22 protein-coding genes and 1 pseudogene are annotated in these 19,174 nt (G+C 39.2%); 12 read left to right on the forward strand and 11 right to left on the reverse strand.

What is annotated here, in order from left to right:
* Positions 1-421: 421 nt before the first annotated feature.
* The 5 genes from G0029_RS06995 to G0029_RS07015 all read right to left on the reverse strand — a co-directional run bounded on the left by G0029_RS06995 (position 422) and on the right by G0029_RS07015 (position 4,601).
* On the reverse strand, positions 422-1,501 hold the full coding sequence (locus G0029_RS06995; RefSeq protein WP_180110168.1) for a porin: 1,080 nt from the start codon (positions 1,499-1,501) through the stop codon (positions 422-424).
* Between the two features lie 312 nt (positions 1,502-1,813).
* Complete coding sequence (locus G0029_RS07000) at positions 1,814-2,227, reverse strand: HIT family protein (RefSeq protein WP_078188511.1); 414 nt, start codon at positions 2,225-2,227, stop codon at positions 1,814-1,816.
* A 31-nt stretch (positions 2,228-2,258) separates the two neighbouring features.
* Positions 2,259-2,528 (reverse strand): YARHG domain-containing protein, encoded by a 270-nt coding sequence (locus G0029_RS07005; protein WP_078188510.1) that lies wholly within the window; start codon positions 2,526-2,528, stop codon positions 2,259-2,261.
* Between the two features lie 88 nt (positions 2,529-2,616).
* On the reverse strand, positions 2,617-3,489 hold the full coding sequence (locus G0029_RS07010; RefSeq protein WP_180110169.1) for an NAD(P)-dependent oxidoreductase: 873 nt from the start codon (positions 3,487-3,489) through the stop codon (positions 2,617-2,619).
* A 17-nt stretch (positions 3,490-3,506) separates the two neighbouring features.
* Positions 3,507-4,601: an alpha/beta fold hydrolase gene (locus G0029_RS07015; RefSeq protein WP_180110170.1), complete on the reverse strand. Its 1,095-nt coding sequence runs from the start codon at positions 4,599-4,601 to the stop codon at positions 3,507-3,509.
* A gap of 142 nt (positions 4,602-4,743) precedes the next feature.
* Between G0029_RS07015 and G0029_RS07020 the strand changes: the two genes are divergently transcribed.
* From G0029_RS07020 to trpB, 10 genes are all read left to right on the forward strand, one after another.
* Positions 4,744-5,931 (forward strand): O-succinylhomoserine sulfhydrylase, encoded by a 1,188-nt coding sequence (locus tag G0029_RS07020; RefSeq protein WP_180102471.1) that lies wholly within the window; start codon positions 4,744-4,746, stop codon positions 5,929-5,931.
* A 32-nt stretch (positions 5,932-5,963) separates the two neighbouring features.
* Complete coding sequence (locus tag G0029_RS07025) at positions 5,964-6,293, forward strand: YbaB/EbfC family nucleoid-associated protein (RefSeq protein WP_078188506.1); 330 nt, start codon at positions 5,964-5,966, stop codon at positions 6,291-6,293.
* A 12-nt stretch (positions 6,294-6,305) separates the two neighbouring features.
* Positions 6,306-6,902, forward strand: a complete 597-nt coding sequence (recR, locus tag G0029_RS07030) for a recombination mediator RecR (protein WP_180102470.1) — start codon at positions 6,306-6,308, stop codon at positions 6,900-6,902.
* A gap of 201 nt (positions 6,903-7,103) precedes the next feature.
* Positions 7,104-8,246, forward strand: a complete 1,143-nt coding sequence (locus tag G0029_RS07035; protein ID WP_180110171.1) for a ribonuclease D — start codon at positions 7,104-7,106, stop codon at positions 8,244-8,246.
* 124 nt (positions 8,247-8,370) lie between these two features.
* A complete protein-coding gene (locus G0029_RS07040; protein ID WP_180011296.1) occupies positions 8,371-8,679 on the forward strand; it encodes a YcgL domain-containing protein in 309 nt (102 codons plus the stop codon).
* A gap of 21 nt (positions 8,680-8,700) precedes the next feature.
* Positions 8,701-9,084, forward strand: a complete 384-nt coding sequence (locus G0029_RS07045; RefSeq protein WP_180110172.1) for a hypothetical protein — start codon at positions 8,701-8,703, stop codon at positions 9,082-9,084.
* Positions 9,085-9,105: 21 nt separating this feature from the next.
* Entirely contained in the window at positions 9,106-9,957 is an 852-nt protein-coding gene (locus tag G0029_RS07050; protein WP_078188501.1) for an AAA family ATPase, read from the forward strand.
* A 79-nt stretch (positions 9,958-10,036) separates the two neighbouring features.
* Positions 10,037-10,489, forward strand: a complete 453-nt coding sequence (locus G0029_RS07055; RefSeq protein WP_180110173.1) for a hypothetical protein — start codon at positions 10,037-10,039, stop codon at positions 10,487-10,489.
* Between the two features lie 203 nt (positions 10,490-10,692).
* Positions 10,693-11,880, forward strand: a complete 1,188-nt coding sequence (locus tag G0029_RS07060; RefSeq protein WP_180110174.1) for a vWA domain-containing protein — start codon at positions 10,693-10,695, stop codon at positions 11,878-11,880.
* Between the two features lie 131 nt (positions 11,881-12,011).
* The gene (gene trpB / locus G0029_RS07065; RefSeq protein ID WP_180110180.1) at positions 12,012-13,220 is read left to right on the forward strand and encodes a tryptophan synthase subunit beta; all 1,209 of its coding nucleotides are present in this window, start codon (positions 12,012-12,014) and stop codon (positions 13,218-13,220) included.
* A gap of 9 nt (positions 13,221-13,229) precedes the next feature.
* Here the strand turns inward: trpB and G0029_RS07070 are convergent, their stop codons facing one another.
* The 4 genes from G0029_RS07070 to G0029_RS07085 form a co-directional block, all read right to left on the reverse strand.
* Positions 13,230-13,580, reverse strand: a complete 351-nt coding sequence (locus tag G0029_RS07070; protein WP_180110175.1) for a hypothetical protein — start codon at positions 13,578-13,580, stop codon at positions 13,230-13,232.
* Positions 13,581-13,703: 123 nt separating this feature from the next.
* Positions 13,704-14,135: a CBS domain-containing protein gene (locus tag G0029_RS07075; protein WP_078193901.1), complete on the reverse strand. Its 432-nt coding sequence runs from the start codon at positions 14,133-14,135 to the stop codon at positions 13,704-13,706.
* Positions 14,136-14,241: 106 nt separating this feature from the next.
* A complete protein-coding gene (locus G0029_RS07080; protein WP_180107412.1) occupies positions 14,242-14,619 on the reverse strand; it encodes a DUF2750 domain-containing protein in 378 nt (125 codons plus the stop codon).
* A 139-nt stretch (positions 14,620-14,758) separates the two neighbouring features.
* Complete coding sequence (locus tag G0029_RS07085) at positions 14,759-14,992, reverse strand: hypothetical protein (RefSeq protein ID WP_078188494.1); 234 nt, start codon at positions 14,990-14,992, stop codon at positions 14,759-14,761.
* Positions 14,993-15,214: 222 nt separating this feature from the next.
* Between G0029_RS07085 and G0029_RS07090 the strand changes: the two genes are divergently transcribed.
* Both G0029_RS07090 and G0029_RS07095 read left to right on the forward strand, forming a co-directional pair.
* Complete coding sequence (locus G0029_RS07090) at positions 15,215-15,574, forward strand: hypothetical protein (protein ID WP_180023554.1); 360 nt, start codon at positions 15,215-15,217, stop codon at positions 15,572-15,574.
* A gap of 109 nt (positions 15,575-15,683) precedes the next feature.
* Positions 15,684-16,007: a hypothetical protein gene (locus G0029_RS07095; protein WP_078193898.1), complete on the forward strand. Its 324-nt coding sequence runs from the start codon at positions 15,684-15,686 to the stop codon at positions 16,005-16,007.
* Here G0029_RS07095 and G0029_RS07100 read toward each other — a convergent pair.
* Positions 15,931-17,502: a M16 family metallopeptidase gene (locus tag G0029_RS07100; protein WP_373685022.1), complete on the reverse strand. Its 1,572-nt coding sequence runs from the start codon at positions 17,500-17,502 to the stop codon at positions 15,931-15,933. The genes G0029_RS07095 and G0029_RS07100 overlap by 77 nt on opposite strands.
* Positions 17,503-17,625: 123 nt before the next feature.
* Positions 17,626-18,939: pseudogene (locus tag G0029_RS07105) on the reverse strand (M16 family metallopeptidase); the annotation flags it as partial.
* Between the last annotated feature and the right edge of the window lie 235 nt (positions 18,940-19,174).

Consider the following 19,174-nt stretch of genomic DNA (forward strand, 5'->3'; position numbering starts at 1 on the left):
ACAAAGACTTATTGTGTTTGATAGTTAAAAAATAAACTAATTTTTTATTTTAAATACTTGACTAAAACACTTGTGTTTAAATATTTTAAATCCGACTAAAACGCTTATATTTATATTTATATTTTAAATTCTGACTAATTTACTATATTTACTAAAAGTTATATTGTTAATAATGAGAATCTTTATTGAATGAATAAGATTTTTATTTGTTATGTTTAAGTTTTGCTAAAAAAAATGGGCTATTGATGTAGTGCTGTTAAACGATCTCTATATGGTTGATGTTAAAGAGGCTGGACTAAGTTTTTTAAATACTTTTTAAATATTTGATACATGATGAACTTAGCTTATTTTAGTCCTGAAACATTTCTTTTGAGTAAAAAAAGACATACCGGAGTATGTCTTTTGGGGGAGATATTGCAGCTTAGAAATCGTAACGTAGACCAAGAGAAAGTGCAGTTGCATTTTCATCACCGATCCCTGAAATACCGTTACCGAAGCTACGACCTTCTTTCCAAGGGTTGAGTTTAGAGTTTTTGTCGTTAAGCACAGTTGCTAAGTTGCCGTATACGCGTAATGTGCTATCCAACTTATGTTCTACACCCACACCGATCAAGCTTGCATTAGCATCATCAGCATCTACGTCACGGTAGAAATATTCACCGCGTACTGAGGTTTTAGGCGTTACTTTATATTCGCCAGCTACACCAAAAACTTGAGCATCTGGGTTGGATGTATCGTTGTCGTGCTTGGCAATTTGGTATAGAGCACCCAAGTTAAATTCTTCAGTTAACTTATATGCACCGGCAATACGGAATGCATCTCGACTTGCGCCACCTGCTGCGTTTGCTGCATTTTCATCATATTTTTCGTATGCTGCAGCAAAATCAATTGGGCCTTCTTTATAGGTTAGAGCAAGGTCATAGGCTTTGTTATCATCTTTGCCTTCGCCATCTGCTTCACGGTCAATTTGTGTACCTGAATGCATCGACATTGCAGCTAATACATTGAAACCACCGCCAAATTTTGGAGATTTATATTCAATGGTGTTTTCATTACGTTCATCAAATTTTAAGTTGCCTACACGTGTTACGTTACGAACGTCACCAACCATGTCACCGAAGAAGTTCACAGGGCTACGTGCGACTTTAAATGGGCTGTCAAAACGACCTACACGTGCTTGACCATAAGTTGAACTTTTTAAACCCACGAATGTGTCACGTGTTGAAAAATCTACACCTTTGCTGTCTTGGCTACCGCTTGCAAAGTTTACTTCTTGCTCAATTTGAGCGAATACGTTGAGGTCATCATTAATTTTTTGATCTACTTTGAAGCCTAAGCGTGAAGCGTTAGAAGAAAGACCAACTTCGTTGTAATCTTTACCATCATCTAGATAGTCAAGAGAGACATGTGCACGGCCATAAATTTTTACATCTGCAGCAGATGCCATCATTGGTGTAAGAATTGTTGCCCCGATTGCTAATGCACATAGAGTTTTTTTCATTTGAAGCTCCAGAAGACTTTTCCAGTCATATCAATATGTTTTATCAGTAGCTTGGCTAGAAGTAATTTCGCTATCTAATGGCGCTAAGTATTCATTACAAATAAGACAGTTCTATTAAGGAAATATTTCAAAACGGTGAAAGGTGATTTTTGGTTTAAATTGTTTTTATATTTATAAAAATGAATATTTATTAAGTGTTTATAGTTGAATTGAACATTAAGTTGTTTAAAGCTAAAAATAGTTAGCGTAATAGTGTAGATATAAAAAATGGAGCCGAAGCTCCATTGATCATCACTTTAAATTCAATTGAACTTAAAGTGCTGCTTTGATTTTTTCGCCAATGGCTTTGATTTTTTCCATATCGCCCATTTGTGCGGCATGTTTACCTAGTTCATGGACTGAGGTCGGAATCAGGTGGAAATGCACATGCGGAACAGTTTGACCCGCAGCAGCGCCAGACAACTGCATCAATACGATACCTTTCACGTCTAAGGCTTTTTCCATTGCTTTCGCAACTTTTTGAGCTACCTGAATGGTATAAGCAGCCGCTTCTGGATCTAAATCAAGCAGCGTAATAGCAGGGGTTTTAGGAATTACGAGCGTATGACCTTCGGCCTGTGGCATGACATCCATAAAAGCGAGTACTTGATCATCTTCATAGACTTTAAACGCAGGAAGTTCTCCACGTAAAATCCGAGCAAAAATATTTTGATCATCATAAGTCATTGCTAAATTCCTTGAGCGAATTGAATCGTAATTATTTACAGTTCAATTCTTTCTGACGATCTTTGATCGCGTCAAGTCGTTGTTGCTCTTTTTCTGAAAATTTAGGCTTAGTTGTGTAGCAATTGTCATTGCCAAACTTCGCTTTAGCATCAGGATCTTTAAAGCAGAAACCTTTCGACGCATAAATCACATCATGGTCATTTTTCAACTTTTGGCATTCTTGCTCAGATGCTAAAACAGCAGTAGAAGCCCCGATTAAAGTTACAGCACCTAGCAAAGTTGCGAGGGTAAATTTGTTCATGCGAGTTTCCTCTGTCATTTGTAACAATGTGTGTTATGACACTAGAGTACAATATGATGGTTATTTATCGTTATTCAATGGCGAGATATTACTCAATTGTAATTTTACTCCATTTTTCATACATAATCATAGCGCTTGAAAAATCACTGTTTTCTTTAGCTTGATCGCTTGCTGCTTGGATTAAATTTTGCGTCAAAGAGAGCACAGGTGCTGAAAGTTTTGCTTGTCGCACAAGATCAACAGCAATTCCCGTATCTTTTGCAAGTAATGGAAGTGCAAAGGTTAATGGGAAGCTACGATTCAGTACGCGCTGCGGTAAAACTGTTTCAGTCACATTACTTTTACCGCTCGACGCATTAATACAATCGAGTGCTTCATGTAAGTCCACGCCATGCGCTTTTAAGGTGGTGAATCCTTCAGCAACTGCACAAAGATTTACAGCCATTAACATGTTGTTTACAGCTTTAACGGCAAAACCCGCACCCGGTTCACCCACATGTTTAATCAGTTTGCCAAATGTTTGGATTGCAGGTAATGCACGTTCAAAGGCTGCTTTGTCACCACCAATCATGACGGTTAATGTTCCCGTTTCAGCGCCAATGGTTTGTCCACTCACAGGGGCATCTAAGAATGCAACATTTTGCTGCTTTAAGGCAGCAGCGAGTTTTTTTGCAGATTCTGGCACACCGCTGGTACAGTCGACCCAAATCGAGCCTGATTTCAGCGTCACACTCGCAATTAAATTTTCAACATCTTGGCTGATGGGTAGGCATGAAAAAATAATGTCCGCTTGTATTGCTTGCTCTAATGCAACCGCTTGCGTACCAAATTCAGCAGCATGTTGCTCTGCCTTGGTAAAGTTTCGATTCCAGACATAAACCGTGTCGAACTGTTTTGGTAGGTGCGCTGCCATACGGTAACCCATTGCGCCCAATCCGATAAATGCAACTGACTGAATCATCTTTACCCTCTAAATTTTTATTTCAATAAACTGGATCTTTGTGTAAGCCACTGGGTCAAAGTTGGCCAAAATTGATTGGCACTTTTTTGACTCGACATTAGGCCGAGGTGACCACCGGGAATGAGAGTAAACGTGACATCTTGACTACTTGTCAATTCGCCTAAAGGACTTGCTGCATCAGCAGTAACGATTTGATCGGTAGAACCCGCGCCAATCAACAAAGAGCAGTGGATATTTTTTAATTTAATAACTTTATCTTTCAATTGAATAATGCCGTTTTTAAGTGGATTTTGTAGCCAAACATTGAACACCATGTCTTGGTTAATACCACCCGGATAGTCAATCATGTGATTGAGAAAATCGCCCATGGTTGCATGTTCATACAGGTCATGTAGATTGTCTAAGTTAGATAAAAATTGTTTTTGGCTTTTGAACCAACCCATTGGATCAACGATTTTAAATCCAATCGCATTGAGTACGCCCGGTGTATGGATAAAATGTTTAGGAATTTTCCCTGTGTAGACCTTATCTTGTAAATTCTTACTACGTGAAAGCAAGCGATTGGTTTTTTGAAATAACTTTCCGATACGACCTGAAGCATAGCTATCAATCGGTGCGCCCATCACCATTAGATTTTTAACATGTTCAGGTTGATGTAATGCGGTATACAGCGTGACAAAGACTCCAGCCATACTCCAACCGTGTAGCGAGATGTATCGACTATCTGCATGCTGACAAATTTGATCAATACAATGTGGAATCACATCATCAATAAACGATAGAAAATTTAAGAAACGATCTTGATAGTTTAATTTTCCCCATTCCAACAAATAGACATCAAATCCACTATGTTGAAAATGTTTCACCAATGAGCGATATGGATACAAATCATAAATCGCCATATTGATGGCCAGTGGAGCAACAAACACTAAGGGTTCTTTGTATTTACGATCAGGCGAAGCGTAATACCGAACTTTTGCATGTTTATATTCAGTAATTACTTCATAGGGTGTCGATTGAGAAAGGACCAACGATTTTGCATTAAACACACGTGTAGACAGGTGTTTAATTTTCTTTTGCTGCGCCAGAAATTTCTGTTTGAAAGGGTGCATAACTGTCAATTGCCTAAGTCCTTGTAGGATTGGTCGAAGTCTAAGCGATAATTTCGTATTTTACCTTGACCTTAAATAGCTTAGACGCTCAAAATATTGGCAATTCTTCACAAAGGCAGTCCTTCGCGACTGAGTAATACAGATGAGCCAACAAGACGACATCGAATACCAATTAGAGACTTTAGCGATTCGTACAGGTCATATTCGTACTTTTGAGGGTGAACATAGCGAGCCAATTTTCCTGACTTCATCATTTGTTTGTGAAAGTGCAGCAGATGCCGCAGCAAAATTTTCAGGTCAAATTGAAGGCAATACCTATTCACGTTATACCAATCCAACTGTACAAGCGTTCGAAAAACGTTTAGCTGTTTTGGATGGTGCTGAAGCCGCTGTTGCGACAAGTTCAGGTATGGCGGGCGTACACGCGATCACTTTGGCATATTTGAAAGCTGGCGATCATGTGGTGTGTTCACGTGCTGTCTTTGGTTCGATCATTTCTCTGTTTGAAAAATATGTCATCAAATTTGGCGTTGACGTTACTTTTGTTGATTTGGAAGATTTAGATGCTTGGAAACAAGCGATTCGTCCAACGACACGCCTCTTGTTTATTGAAACACCGTCAAACCCATCAGCTCAAGTAGGGGATTTACAAGCCATTGCTGATATTGCACATGCGCATGGGGCATTATTTGCAGTCGATAATACTTTCTGTACACCGGTGTTACAGCAACCGATTAAATTCGGTGCGGACCTCGTGATCTACTCATCAACAAAATATATTGATGGTCAAGGTCGTGCGCTCGGTGGTGCTGTTGTAGGTAGTGCAAAATTGATGGAAGAGATTACAGGTGTTATTCGTACACTGGGTAACTCGATGAGTCCATTCAACGCATGGATCTTCCTGAAAGGCCTAGAAACTTTAAGCTTACGTATGAAAGCCCACTGTGCAAGTGCTCAAACTTTAGCTGAATGGTTAGATGCACACCCGAAAGTTGAAAAAGTGTACTATGCTGGACTTCCAAATCACGAAGGTCATGAGTTGGCGAAAAAGCAACAAAAAGGCTTTGGCGGTGTCGTATCGTTTGTTGCGAAAGGCGAACGTGAAGGTGCTTGGACCGTGATTGATAATACCAAGTTCCTTTCTATTACAAGTAACTTGGGTGATGTAAAATCAACAATTACTCATCCTGCAACCACTTCTCATGGCAGAATGTCAGCAGAAGCGAAAAAAGCAGCAGGGATTAGCGAAGGTTTAATTCGTGTATCTGTTGGTTTAGAAGATATTAATGATATTATTCGCGATCTTTCACGCGGTTTAGATCTTATCTAAAGTGAATTCATCAGTTTTGTTCGGAGATTTTTATGAACATTAATATGCTCATGCAGCAAGCTCAACGCATGCAAAAAGAAGTTGAGAGCAACATAAAAAAAGCTAAGGAAGAGCTTGCACAAGTTGAAGTTCACGCTGAAGCAGGTGGTGGTCTGGTTAAAGTTACTATGACTGCACGTCATGTAGTGAAACGTATCGAAATCAATCCTGAACTACTTCAAGATGATGCAGATATGATTGAAGACTTAATTGCAGCAGCAATGAATGATGCATCACGTCAAGCTGAAGTGATTTCAGAAGAAAAACTGAAATCTGCAAACTCTGGTATGGGTCTTCCACCAGGCCTTTCAGGTTTATTCTAAGGAATACGTTGAATGTTTAGTGATCGTTTTGATCAACTTGTACAGGCATTGCGTATTTTGCCAAGCGTTGGGCCAAAGTCGGCTCAACGTATGGCACTGCATTTAATCATGAAAAATAGGGAAGGTGCTGTTGGTCTGGCAAATGCCTTGACTGAAGCAACCAACTATATTCATGAATGTTCAATTTGCCATTCATTGACTGAAGATGAAGTGTGCAACATATGCGTCTCGTCAGAACGTGATGATCAACTGCTTTGTGTGGTTGAATCTCCCGCAGATGTCATGGCAATCGAGCAAAGTGGCAGTTTTAGAGGGAAATATCATGTATTGGGTGGACATTTGTCACCACTCGATGGTATTGGCCCCGACGAAATTGGTATCCCATATTTAATTCAACGACTAAGTGAAGGTAAAGTGCAGGAAGTGATCTTGGCGACCAATGCAACAGTTGAAGGTCAAGCGACAGCACATTATTTGGTTGAAGCGACTAAACATTTACCAATACAAATGACCCGTATTGCACAGGGAGTACCACAGGGTGGTGAGCTTGAATATGTGGATAGTCATACCTTAAGTCAGGCCGTGCATAACCGAATGCGAATGAAGTAACTATAGAGCGAAACTCGTTTCGCTTTGTATAATTTTCACCTAATTATTTATACTTAATAACGATTAAAGTTTTTGTTTACAATGAATAAAAAAGCCAATTAAAGGAAATAAGTCACTAAAATAACGTTTTTCCTTATAGATAAATAATATATATCAGTTAATATAAGCTCATAGAGCATCTAAAATTAGACTCAGCAACTTATGTATCAATTCATTCAAAATCAGCCAGATTTAAATTCTGTTTTAAATCTTATGGACCAAAGCTCGATTTACGGACTCGACACCGAGTTTATAAAAGTAGATACCCTGTGGCCCAAACTTGGACTTTTCCAAATTAATGTACAAAATCAGGTGTATTTACTTGATGGTACAACCCTCGATTTAACCCAATTCTGGCAAAAATTATTTGCGGCTCAGCAAAACATTTTTCATGCTTGTAGTGAAGATATCGACCTGATTTATCACTATGCACAGCATAAGTCTTTAGAAAATGTCTTTGATACCCAAGTTGGGATGTCATTTTTAGGGCATGGCTTACAAGTTAGCTATCAAAATGCCTTAAAAACTATGCTCGATGTAGATATAGATAAAGATCAGACACGTTCAGATTGGTTAGCTCGTCCACTCAGTGCCGAGCAATTGAACTATGCAGCGAATGATGTACATTATTTAATGAATTTAAGCCATACGATTCAGAATGAATTGGCTGCGAAAAGTTTATTAAATTGTGTGCTTGAGGACTGCAAAAATTTAACTTATGAAATTGGCACTGAAACGCCGATCCATATGCTGTATCACGATATTGGTAATTATCGACATTCACGTCGTCAGCTCATGCAAATTCAGCAATTGGCCGTTTGGCGTGAGCAAATGGTGAAAGCCTTAAATCAGCCACGTAGCTTTATTCTTAAAAACTCAACCATCATTGATATGGTTGAAAAAAATCCAAAAAATAATTTTCAATTGAGTGCAGTAAAAGACATTCGTCCGAACATTGTGCGTGAGCATGGTAAAATTATTTTAGATTTGTTGAAGTTTTTACCAGAACAAGCTGAATGGCCGCTGCGTATGGCACGTCCAATTCGTCATTCGTCTCAGGATATTGGTTCGCGCGTCGATACAGTCATTCAGCGTGCAGTACAAGAAACCTCTGTACCTAAAGAAGTTTTAATGCGCAAAAAATGGTTAAATGCCTTGTATCAGCATGTGGTTTTTCATAATGATGAACAAGATTTACCGAGTTATTTGTTGGGCTGGCGCTATGATTTGCTGACGAAGCCTTTAATTGAAGTGCTGCATGCCGATGAAAGCTATCTTTCTGGTCAAATGAAAGTGATGGAATAAGTTCTGATTGATTAAAGAACTATCACTTATACAAATTCACGACTGATGCGTTAATAAACACTAATGTATCAGTCTTTTTTTTGATGTATCCTTTGCCTTGCGTTTAATGAGTATTGATTCAATTATGTACTGTTCTATCTACAAATCGAGCAAAAAAGATGAAATGTATCTTTATATTGCTCGTCCTGAAGTTAATGAAAACGAAACTGAAGCGACAGATCCGCTTGCAGTAATGCCTGATGCTTTACGTACAGCATTTGGTCGTGCCACATTTGTCATGGATCTAGAACTCAGTGAATCACGCAAACTTGCACGTGTGAACGTATTACACGTCATAGATTCTATTGAAACAAAAGGATTCTTTATTCAGATGCCTCCAGAAGGTTTAATTGACCCAAATGCAGTTGAGCCGGAAGGCTTGCGCGGCGCTTAAGTTAATTCAGGAGTTGTGAAAATGAATGGTGTAGTATCGGTATTGGACTCAATTCCTGAAAGCAGTATTGCAATTACGGTTTACTTAGGTGGGGCTGTAATTGCTTTGTTGTGTTGGTATGGTCTGATGAAGCGCTTACCCAAAACGATCGGTGCCATTGGTTGGCTTATCGTATTTGCTATTTTATTAACACCAACCGTTTCTGAAGGTTCAAATGCAGCAATCGCACCTGCGATTTTTGGTTTGATTTTTGGTGTATTAACAAAAGATCAGCCATTGGTTTGGTTGAATCTATCGTTGATTCTCTTTGTGCTGGGTATTGGTTTAGTCCTCGGCTATTTTTGGACAAAATACAATGCAGCGAAACCACAGCACGTTGTAAACAAGAAAATTTCACCGCTTTAAATAAAAAAATAAGGTTATGTCATGTCTGTTGAAACTCAACAATTTACTGGTACAGATCAATATATTGCGACCGATAGCTTAAAACTTGCAGTAAAAGCTGCACGTTCATTGCAAAAGCCACTTTTGGTTAAAGGTGAGCCGGGGACAGGTAAAACTCTTTTAGCCGAACAAGTGGCTGAAAGTTTAGGCCTTAAGCTCATTACTTGGCATATCAAATCGACGACCAAGGCTCAACAAGGTTTGTACGAATATGACGCCGTATCCCGTCTGCGTGATAGTCAGTTGGGCGATGACCGTGTATATGACATCAAAAACTATATTAAGCCGGGTAAACTTTGGGAAGCGTTCACCAGTGAAGAACGTTGTGTACTTCTAATTGACGAAATTGATAAAGCAGATATCGAATTCCCTAATGATTTGCTGCATGAACTCGATAAAATGTCCTTCTTTGTGTATGAGACGGGGGAAACGATTACGGCAACACAACGTCCAATCGTGATCATTACTTCAAATAATGAAAAAGAACTTCCAGATGCCTTTTTGCGTCGTTGTTTCTTCCATTATATTGAATTCCCGGACGAAGCAACCATGCGTGAAATCATCGATGTGCATTTTGAAAATATTTCAAATACCTTGGTTTCCGAAGCGCTACAAATCTTCTTTAAATTACGTCAAGTTCCGGGTTTAAAGAAACCGCCTTCAACCTCTGAGTTGATTGATTGGTTGAGTTTGCTGATGGCGGATGATATGCCAGAAGATATTTTACGAAATACGGATAAATCAAAATCAATTCCACCGCTTTATGGTGCCTTGATTAAGAACGAACAAGATGTGCAATTGCTTGAGCGTCTAGCATTTATGTCACGTCGTTAATTGATATCAATTCTTTAAAAGATTTAAAAGCCGGTTATCCGGCTTTTATTTTGAGCATAAAAAAATATAAAGGTGAATTATGCAGACAAATGCATACGTATCTCGTGTACACATAGCTGTAACTAAGAGATTAAAGCCGACTGTACTTTTGTTGGCTGCGAGCTTGTATTTATCTGGTTATAGCTATGCGATGGATGATGCTCAGTTTGAACAGCAGCATCAACAGCTACTCCAGGATGCGTATTGGGCGCAAGTTGCAGAACATCAACTAAAAGAAAAGCTCATTGATCAATCAGATCATCTCGCAGCTCAAACGGCCATTCAGCAAAAGGTCTGTGCTGCAACTGCACTTGAGCTGAAATACTATGATTTTGTGATCTTGAATCTAAGAGACTTTAACCGCTATAGAAACCATCAAGGTTTTCATAAAATCGTAACCATTGAAAAGTTACAGCAAGATCGTCTCGATGTTCAGCACAAATATGAAACTCTTAAACAATCGCTTAATAATAGAAATGCGACTTGCGAATAAATCATACCGTATGTGTTTCTTTGGGTAGTGGGGCAACGTATATGAACACGCAGTAAAAGCTTTTGGCTTTACTTGTAGAGATCAATTTTTCATAATGGTGGATGTAAAGGCAAGACTCAGTTGCAGATGAAATAACAAGATCACATGCATTCACACTGGATTTGACCTCCTGATATTTAATTTTTATTGGATTTTATTCGCCTATGTTTGTGCGATTGTTTTATACCCTTCGAAAATACGGTGTTCCTGTTTCAACTCGTGAATTGATTGACTTGAACCAAGCAGTGGCAGCAGGGCTGGTCTTTGCAGATCAAAATGAATTTTATCAGCTTGCAAAAACCGTCATGGTCAAAGATGAACGTTACTTTGATAAGTTCGACCGTGCAATGAAGGACTATTTTGACGGTATATCGACCTTTGATTTAGACGAGCTATTAAATCAGGTGCATAAACTGCCAAAGGATTGGTTTGATCTAGAGCTCATCGAAAAGCATTTGACACCTGAACAACGAGAAGAATTAAAAAAAGCTGGATCATTAGAAGAACTGATGAAAATGCTTGAAGAGCGTTTGCGCGAGCAGCATAAAAAGCATCAAGGTGGTAATCGGATGATCGGTACGGGCGGTACTTCGCCCTTTGGTGCCTATGGTGACCATCCTGAAGGTGTGCGTATCGGTGGGCCTGGTCGTAAACGATCTGCGGTGAAAGTGTGGGAACAACGTCAATACCGAAATCTAGATGATGAGCAGATTCTCGGTAGTCGTCAGATGCAGATGGCTTTGCGTCGTTTGCGTAAATTTGCCCGCCAAGGTGCAGCAGAAGAGCTAGATATCGACGGAACCATTCGTGAAACAGCCAAACAAGGAATTTTGGATGTGCAGTTGGTTCCTGAACGACGTAACCGCATTAAAGTCTTGATGCTGTTTGATGTTGGGGGCTCGATGGATTCACATATTGCCCAATGTGAGAAGCTCTTTACCGCGGCTAAAACTGAATTTAAAACCTTAGAGTATTTCTATTTCCATAACTGTTTATATGAGTATGTGTGGAAAGATAATATTCGCCGTTCAAGCACGCGTATGAATACATGGGATCTATTCAACACCTATGGTCGAGATTACCGTGTCATCGTTGTCGGTGATGCAAGTATGGCGCCGTATGAGTTGAACTCGGTAGGTGGATCTGTGGAATATATGAATGATGAAGCGGGTCAGGTGTGGTTACAGCGCTTACGCAATCATTTTGATAAAACAGCGTGGCTAAACCCTGAAGAAGAAAGTTATTGGCATTACACCCAAACCATAGCTGCGATTAAACAAATCTTTGAAGATCATATGTTCCCGATGACCCTAAAAGGTGTGGAAGATATGACGAAATATTTAGCGCGCTAAAGCGTTAAAAACGATACTTTTTCTTATCAATGATGTTTATATTACTTACTCCAATTTTGCATTGTTTCTTATTTTCAAAATTGGATAGTATTTAAAAGTCTTTGTTTTGCATACAACATGAAGGAAATATGATGGATCATCAAATTAATGGTATCGCATTACCTAATGAAGAAGGTTTCTTCGGTGAATACGGTGGGCAGTTCATTCCACCAGATTTAAAACAGGCAATGGATGACATTAATGTTGCTTATGAGCAAATTCGTCATACAGAAGAATTTCAAAATGAATTGAAAGAGTTGTTTGTACACTATGTTGGACGTCCAAGCCCATTGTTTTATGCGAAGCGCTTGTCTGACAAATTAGGTGGTGCACAAATCTACCTCAAGCGTGAAGACCTCAACCATACTGGCGCGCATAAAATTAACCACTGCCTTGGCGAAGCCTTATTAGCAAAATACATGGGTAAAACCAAAGTGATTGCTGAAACCGGCGCAGGTCAGCATGGTGTAGCATTGGCAACGGCTTGTGCCTTAGTGGGCATTCCATGTGAAATTCACATGGGGCAAGTGGATATTGAAAAAGAACATCCAAACGTGGTGAAAATGAAGATTTTAGGTGCCAACCTTATCTCTGTTACACGTGGTACAGCTACGCTTAAAGATGCAGTAGATAGCGCTTTTGAAGAATATTTAAAAGATCCAACCAATTTTATTTATGCGATTGGCTCAGTGGTTGGCCCACATCCATTCCCGAAAATGGTTCGTGACTTCCAGTCAATTATTGGTGATGAAATTAAAGTTCAAGCCAATGATCGATTTGGTGCAAATCCTGACTATGTGGTTGCATGTGTGGGTGGTGGATCCAATGCCGTTGGTGCATTTACAGCATTCCTGAATGACTCCGATGTAAAACTTGTTGGCGTAGAACCTGCAGGTCATGGTTTAGATACCAATATGCACTCTGCGACGTTGACATTGGGTAAGCCAAGTCAAATTCATGGCATGGCATGTTATGTCCTTGAGGATGAACAGGGTGAACCATTACCAGTGCATTCAATTGCATCAGGTTTGGACTATCCAGGGGTGGGGCCACAACATAGTTTGTTAAAAGACCTAGGCCGTGTTGAATATACAACAGCGACAGACCAAGAGTGTTTAGATGCATTCATGACGCTTTCACGTGTGGAAGGTATTGTTCCTGCACTAGAAAGTTCACATGCGGTTGCGTGGGCAATTCGTGAAGCACCAAAACTTGCTAAAGATGTGAAGATTGTCGTTAACGTTTCAGGCCGTGGCGATAAAGACTCAGACTATGTGGCTGAAAAATTAGGTTTAAATTAATTACTACCATTAAAAAAGACTAAGTTGCGCATCATCTGTTGATGGTGCAAAAATCTTTTGCAGTTGTATAGCCCGATCTATATTCGAAGTATCCCAGTTTTTTACTGGGATATTTTTTTTGACATAATTTTTATAAAAAGTGTGGTTAACGCTTGATGTAATTGGAATTAACTCAGGATGTAGTGCATAAATAATTGCTTTTGCATCTAAAATTTCAGCGATAGACGAAGCAATCTCCAAATTAATCGTACGTCGGTGGTATTCCAGCAGCTCATCATTCTTCATCGAAACCATTAAGCGTTCTAATTCTAAAATGATGGCATCCAGTTGGTCTAATTTATCTAAAACGGGTTTCAACATAAGAAAGGAAATTGAGAAAAGTAATTAATTTGTAATGTGTGTGTCATTACATATTGTGAGTTGTATGAAGAATTTTGATTTCTAGATTTCCCCCTTAAAGCTTGTTAAGGGGGATTTTTAAGTTTAGCCTGAAATATATTGTTGAAGTTGTTCGATCAGTTTGCGTTGATCATCCATTGCTGCTTTTACAAGGTCGCCGATGGAGATTAAGCCGGTTAATTTCTGTTCCTCAACGACAGGTAAATGACGTAAATGGCGATCTGTCATAAGTTCTAAACATTCTTCGACAGTCGCGGCACTTGTCACGGTGATGACACTACCCGTCATAATTTCGCTGACAGAGGTATCGAAAGATGTTCTTTCCATCAGGGCGATTTTACGTGTGTAATCACGCTCAGACAAAATCCCAACAACTGTGCCTTCATGGGTCACAACGAGGGCACCAATGCCTTTTTGTGCCATTAGGGAAATGGCTTCGAGTACAGTCGCATCTGGAGTGATGGTGTAGATTTCTTGATAAGCTTTGTCTTTAAGTACTTGGGCAACTGTAGTCATATTTTCATTCCTTTATAGTAGTTTTTGTTTAATTTAAATTAGCGCGAAATTTGAAAAAAGCAAATACTTTTCAGTGCATGTTGGGGTCAAACATGCACTGAGGGTTTTATGCTATTTGAATCTTATTTTGGTTAAAAAAGAATAAACGCATTTGCGAGGTTGTGAGCTTGAGACGGATGTGGCTAGAGCTATGCAACGCAGGGATAACTTTAAGACGTGTTAATGTCGGTAATAGCGATGCCTCAAAATCTTGTGATGTAATGCGTCGTGGAGTGTAGTTGGGCCAATGCTTTTTGGCATATTTATGCGCTTGAATGCCATTTAGCCAAAACGGGAATATAATATGATCTTGATCGCTGGTCATTGCCCAACCTTGTTGGTGGTAGAGACCCCAAAGGACTCCACAGTACATCATGGTTTTTAAAATACTAATTTTATAAAATAAATCTTTTGGAATAGGTTTATATTGCTTTAATTTAGACATCATATGCAGCGTGTTGTTGATGTTGCTCCTATTGTAGGAAATTCTTATGAAAAAGCTGTGTAAGCTTTGAACTTGATTGTAAGAATTTATGTAGTTAAAAGTTGAAGGGTGTAAAAAACGCCACCTTAGTGACGTTTTGTTATGCTTGCAAGGTGGCCATGTTCTGCCAATATTGCGCTTTGAGTGAGTCACGTTCTACGCGGAAGCCTTGATAATAAAGTTCAGCCAAAAATAACGCTGCTTTACCATGTCCAGCACGAGCTGCATCTTCCAATTCATGAACTGCATCGCTGAAGTTCATTTGAGATTGAATTGTGTTTACCGCATTTGCGTATACATGTTCGAGTTCATGTTGAGAGAATTGTTGAATCATATTTAACTCCTTATTCTAATTATGATCATTAAGGGCCCATTCTTTAGCCCTATTAACTAATTTAACTAAGTATTATTAAACTAATATTACAATTATCTTGAATTGTCAACTATTCACGTAAATATTTCTAATTTGCTATAGTTTACATGATTAAACAATGGACAATTGTTTTCGTGAGTAAAATACTATCATAAGAAGTTGTAGATAATAAGGAGAAGTAAAATGACAAGAGTTTTAGACGGTTTAACTTTAGATTATCCTCCGACATTAGCGCAAATTGTGGAGTTGGCACATCTACATCGTCGCAATCTTGATGAAGCAATTTTTCATCAAGAAATTCATTTAGGGGATTTTGGTTTGGCACAGCGCAAACGTGTATATGATTTCACACGGGATTTAGATAAGGGACAGCGCTTAGAATTTTACAATGCATATAATGGCGAATTACTCAAAATCGCCGATGATGATGATTTACATCCTGCGCATGCAGAAGGTGGAATGAGTATTTTTGCAGTATTTATCGTTTTGGCGATTATTGCATTAATTCTTTATTTTGCGGTGATACGTACCATTATTCATTAAATTGTTTAGCTAACTCACAGACTGAAAAGGTGAACTGATGCAGTTTTAAGCGCTGTGACTTGAACTTCTTGAACGTCAGCCATACACTACTTTGAACCTGAGGTAGTGTATGACTATTGATTTAGAAAAAATTATTCAATTCAAATCTAAAATACAGCTTGAGCAAATTTATAATATCTTTGTTTCAGTCATGATCGTGGTGATTTTGGTATTGGCTGTGATTGCCTTATATCGTCCTATTTCTGTACAGCAATACCAAAACGTGTCACGACTTGCGTTGCAGCAAAGTTATCCTGAAACACAGGAAATGGCGATGCTGCTGAGACAGCAAGATCGCATTCGTGTGGGTGCTTATCTTAAATTGATGCATGCTTATCAGATGGAGTCTGTGCGAGCACATCAACTTCCGGCTTTGGCAGAGGAACAGCTTTAGTTGTAGGGATTATCTTGGTTGGAGCTGCTTGTACATTCTTCTCCAATATCTGCTGTACTTCATTTTTATCTAAGGTTTTGCTCACCACAATCACAGTTATATTTTCAGGGTGCATGTAAGTACGAACCGCATTTTGTACATCAGTTACAGTTATTTTTTCCAATAATTTAGGGTACTGTGTCAAATAATCTGGGTCTTGTTGATAAAAGCCCAATAGACCAAGCTGTGCATTGATCGTTGCATTACTGCTGTAATTATTTGGAAAAGCACGCAGCATGCCTGCTTTGGTTTCTTCCATTTGTTTTTGATCAATAGGCATTTTGACAAAATCATTAAAAGCCTTGTGTGCCACTCGGATACTATCTATTAGCTGATTTTGACGTGTTCCATAGCTAAAGCTAAAGATACCAGGTGCTTGGCTAAAGCTAAATGCACTATAGGCACCATAAGTATAGCCACGTTTAACGCGAAGCTCTTGCATGAGGATCGAGTTAAAACCTCCACCACCAAACATTCGATTGGCTACTTCTAGGGCTAATCGATCTTTGTTATCACGTGTCGTTCCTAAATGTCCAAACATGATGTTGGCTTGGGTGGAATTGTAGGGAAGATGGATGATATCAAACCCTTGTTTTTCTTCTGGTTGTGCAAGTGCCTTAGCTTTTTCACCTTGGTTTAAGTTTCCGGAAATACGTTCTGCAAGGTTTTGTGCTTCTTTTTTGCTGAGTTTGCCTGTAATGGCAATATTCATGTTTTGAGCAACTAAAAATTGATTACGAAACTTCTTTAAAATGTCAGGGGTGATTTTTTTGATACTGCCATTGGTTCCAGTAATCGGTTCTGCATATGGGTGTGTGCCGTATACAGCCCGATAGAAACGAATATTCATTAAGCGAATTGGGCTTTCTTGGAGTTGCTTCTGACCAGCTTGGTTATTGCTGAGAGCTAAGTTTAGGCTAGAGGTTTTGAAAGTCGCATTTTTAATCACGTCCATCATCATACTTAAAGCAGGTTCTAATTTTTTAGGGTCTGACAATACGCGTAGCCGAACGACAAACATATCTCGATGTGCTTGTACGCTAAATTGAGCACCTGTTTGGTCAAAAACCGAGGCAATTTGCGTTGCATTGTATTTTTCTGTGCCTTCATCGATTAAACGTGCAGCCATGTTGGCAACACCATACAAGCCTTTTCCGACTTCTTCATCACGAGCAGAACCTGCATTAAAGGTCAGTTGAATATCCACCATAGGTAGATCTTGTGATTCAACAAACAGGCTATTTACGCCATTTCGGTTTTTCAGCACTTGAACAAGCGGAGCACGGTAGTCTTTATCAATCTGTAAATTCTTTAAACTTTGCAGCATGGGGATAGATTGTAATTGGCTCTGGTTATCGTTGAGGTCGGGAACATTTTCCTTATAAGTTTCTGCATGAAGGATTGAGCCAAACGCAGTGAGTAAGCTTAGAGATAAAATTTTCGTAATAGTCATCACTAATCCTTACAAGACGCTTTCAGTGTTTTGGGTTGAGCTGATTTGTTGCTCTGGAATAACAACTTCCGTTTGAGCGGATTTTACTGTTTGATCTGTTTTATTTGAGGTTGTTGGAACCTCCGTCTGTTCTGGAAGTAGATACATGGTGCTTAAATTTTCTCGGACAAAATACGCATTTGCGACACGTTGAATATCCTGTGCGCTGACGTTTTCATATAGTTTTGGTAATTCGTCCATTAGCCTGAAACTGAGTCCATTGACTTCTAAGTTGCCGATTGTCTTGGCTTGGCTACTGATGTCATCTTGGTTATAGACTAAATTGGAGACAAAACGTGTGGTGATACGTTCAACTTCAGGTGTTTTGACTAATTCTGTTTTTAAAGTGTCGATTTCATCTTGTATGGCTTTTTGCGCTTGTTCCATTTTGATTCCATCGGCAGGGAGTGCTGAAATGGTAAACAAGCTGTCTCCACGATTGTATGGATCATAAGAAACGCTTACAGCCGTGAGTAATTTTCTATCTCGTACCAGTTTGTCTTGTAGGCGAGATGAGATCCCACTGTCTAAAATATTGCGAATAATATTGAGTGCATAAGCATCTTGTGGGTTTTTGGCGGTAGCCAGTGAGCGTACATTCCACGCCATATACAAATTGGGCACTTGTACGGGTAAATTTAGTTCCATATGACGATAGCCCACACGCTCGAATTCCCTCACATCGTTACGATCAGGTGTTTTGCGTGATGGAATATCACCAAAGTATTTTTGAACTTGACGAATGGCTGCTTCGGCATCGACATCACCAACAATCACCAAAATGGCATTGTTCGGGGTATACCAATCTTTATACCATTGTTTTAAATCTGCTAATTTGATGTTTTGCAGATTTTTCATATGTCCAATGACGGGTTGACGATAGTGACTGGTTGGATAAGAAATCCATTTGAAACGTTCATAAGCCAAAGAACGAGGGTTGTCATCTGTGCGCTGACGGCGTTCTTCCATAACCACTTTAATTTCAGGTTCGAAATCTTGTTGTTGTAATCGTAAATTACTCATACGATCCGCTTCGAGCTCCAGCGCCATAGGGAAGTAGGCTTTAGGATACAACTGATAATAATTGGTGTAATTGGTAAAGGTTGCAGCGTTGATGCTGCCGCCATAGATACGGCTGAGACGTGTAAATTCATCATTAGGAACTTTAGTGGTTCCTTTAAACATCATATGTTCGAGTGCATGAGAGATCCCTAATAGATTGCCCGACTCATCACTACTGCCAACACGATACCAAATATGGGTCATTACCATCGGTGCACGGTGGTCTTCACGGATAATGACCTTTAAGCCATTTTTAAGCGTGGTTTCAAAGGTGCTTCGCGTTAATTGGGTACGTGTGTCTGCATGTAGATTGGGTGCAGACCAAAGGCAACTGCTGATGACACAGATAGGAAGCGCAGAACGAAATAAAGTTTTAAAAAAATAAGGAGAAAATCTTTTTTTATGGGACACAAAGGAATCCATTAAAATGCATTTTATAGCTATCTAGTTTTCCTAAAGTTAATTTTGATTGCAAGTTCAACATGTTGTTTTTTAGTGTGCTTCGCTCTGACGGGCGTGTATCGACTCAATTTAAGATAACTTATGATAGAATCGGTTTTTTTAACGCAGTGCT

The sequence above is a fragment of the Acinetobacter sp. YH12138 genome (assembly GCF_015218525.1).
GTDB classification, from domain to species: domain Bacteria; phylum Pseudomonadota; class Gammaproteobacteria; order Pseudomonadales; family Moraxellaceae; genus Acinetobacter; species Acinetobacter amyesii.